The following is a 2,442-nucleotide window of genomic DNA, read 5'->3' on the forward strand; positions in this document are numbered from 1 at the left end:
TGACTCCGTTGACTCCGTGTGAGACCAACGTTGTCGATGGCAGAAAACCAAGCGCGATGCCGGCTACTCCGCGGGCTCGGCGGATTCCGCTGGTTCCGCCGCGTTCGCGGGCTGCGGCTCCATGGCCTCGCTGCGCAGCACCTCCAGCTCGCTCTCGCCGCGGCTCTCGTCGCGGCGGGCCTGCAGCAGCACCTCCAGCTCGCGCTCGCGCAGGTTGAGCGTGTAGCCCGCGCCCACGATGCCCACGCGCAGGTAGCTGAGGGTCAGCGGGTGCCCCTCCATGCACTCGTCGGCGTTGTCGAAGCGCACGCCGCGCCCGTCCACGAAGGTCACCGACCCACGGCCCACCACCCTGCCCAGGTGCCCCTCCACCACCATCGCGGTGTCTTCGTCGATGCCCAGCCCCAGCAGCTCGGGGTTCTGGGCGATCACCATGAACAGCCGCTGAAGCCGCCGCCGCTGGGTGAAGTGCGTGTCGATCATCGCCCGAAAGCCCAGCAGCCCGAAGCCGGGACCCAGGTGCACGGCCTGCATCTGCCCGTACTCGTCGGGCTCGCCGCCGGCCAGGATGGTCTCGGTGAGCGCCGCCGCGCCCGCGCTGGTGCCGCACACCGTGGCGCCGCGCGCGTACGCCTCTCGGATCGCCCGGTCCACGCGCGAGCCGCCCACCGTGGCCACGAGGTGCACCTGGTCGCCGCCGCCCAGGAAGATGCCGTCGGCCTGCTCGATCATCGACACGATCCGCCGGTCCTGCGCCCGGTCGCGCCGGTCCAGGATGGGGATTTCCACGTGGGTGGCCCCCGCCGTCCGGAACGCATCCAGCCACGAGCGCGCCGATCCCTCCGGGTCTGCCGACGCGGTGGTCAATCCCACGATCCTGCCGCCGTCGCGCCCCCCGCACGCATCCAGGAACGCGCCGAGCGCGGTGCCCTCGGGCTCGCACGCCCCGCCGATCAGCACGAGCTTCCCCGCGTGCCGGTCCGTGCGCCGCCGCGTGGGAGAATCGCCGTTGGGTCCGTTCAGTTCCGCGATCACGCCTGTTCCTTTTCCATCCCGAGTTCCCGCAGCGAATGCACCGCGAGCGCCGCCGCCACCTGCGCCGGCACGTCCTCTCCCTCCTCCACCGCACCGCCGTCCGTCAGCTCGCCGCCCACCTCGATGACGATGCGCCCGTCGCGCACCATGGCCACCGACCGCGCCACCCGCGTGTCGCGCACCGGCACCCGCTCGCGGGTGGAGAACACCGCCACGCGGCACCCCGCCTTGCGCGCCATGTCCTGGATCTCCCACTCGCGCGAAGGCACCACCACGATGCCGCCGCCGGGTACGGCGTCGGCCAGGGTGGATACCAGCTGCAGGTTGCGCTCCTCTTCCTGGTACCGCTCCGGCACGTCCGTCAGGTCGGCGTCCAAAATGACGGCCACCTCGCTGCGCGCGTAGGGCAGACCCGCGTTCAGCAGGTACGAGGGGGCCACGTCCACGATCAGCGCCTCGTCGCTGATGCCGCGCTTCAGCATCTGCTCGCGCACCTGCGTGCGGTGGCCGCCGCCCGTGATGCCGCAGAGCACCGACTGGGTAAGGTCGGGCACGTCGGGCGACTCGGCCAGCGACTGCAGCTCGGCTACCATGTGGTCCACCGTGTCGAGCTCGCCCGCGAAGGCGCGCTGCACCGCCTCCAGCGCCAGTGCCGCGGCGCGAAGGCCCACCTCGGCGTGAAGGTGCTCGAATACGACGGTGTACTCGCCCTCGCGGTCACCGCCGCGCGCCCGGCCGTAGCCAACGTCGTGCCCGATCATCCCCTGCAGCTCCAGTCCCACGTGCTCGGCGATGTGCGGCGCGTACGTGCCCCGCCGCAGCCGCGTGACGAAGCCGCCCCGCTCGCCGATGCTGCAGCGGTGCTCCCACAGGCCGGGAAAGGCGCGGATCAGCGCCTCGTTGAAGCCGGGGACCTCGGCAGAGTGGATTTCGTCGTACGCGCCCACCGCCACGTCCATGCGCGTGATGGGGCGCCGCGACCAGAAGTTGGCCCCGCGTAGCGAGCGCAGGCCCACCAGGCGGATTTCGGAATACGGATCGGGCAGGGCCATGGGTTCTCGGATCGGGATTCGGACGCGCGGTGGGGGTGGGGCAAGGCGGGTGCCGCGGGGCGTCCCTCCCCCGGCCCCTGCCCGCACAAACCCCGTGGGGAGAGGGGAGAACGGCAGGACGGGAGCGGCACGAATGTCATCCCGAAGGAGCGGCCCCGGCGAACCCGCCCCCGCACCGGAGACCGCAGCGACTGAGGGATGCGCCACACACTCCGCGGCGCGCGCCGTGGTCCGCGTGGAGCCGAGGCTAAGTCCGACGTGCTACGCCGTTGTCTCCGTGCTTCGGCGGGCGCCCCCCATCCCCAGCCCTTCCCCCGCAAACCCCGCGGGGGAAGGGAGCCAGCCCGGTGCGCTT

Annotated in this window: 2 protein-coding genes; both read right to left on the reverse strand. The window is 72.2% G+C overall.

Features of this window, described 5'->3' with window-relative positions; translation table 11 throughout:
- Nucleotides 1–63 precede the first annotated feature (63 nt).
- Nucleotides 64–1,035 (reverse strand): cyanophycinase, encoded by a 972-nt coding sequence (locus VIB55_RS24210; protein WP_331879256.1) that lies wholly within the window; start codon nucleotides 1,033–1,035, stop codon nucleotides 64–66.
- Nucleotides 1,032–2,087, reverse strand: a complete 1,056-nt coding sequence (locus VIB55_RS24215) for a cyanophycin synthetase family protein (RefSeq protein WP_331879257.1) — start codon at nucleotides 2,085–2,087, stop codon at nucleotides 1,032–1,034. Before VIB55_RS24215 ends, VIB55_RS24210 begins: the two co-directional genes overlap by 4 nt.
- Nucleotides 2,088–2,442: the final 355 nt, after the last annotated feature.

This window comes from Longimicrobium sp. (assembly GCF_036554565.1).
Classification (GTDB): Bacteria; Gemmatimonadota; Gemmatimonadetes; order Longimicrobiales; family Longimicrobiaceae; genus Longimicrobium.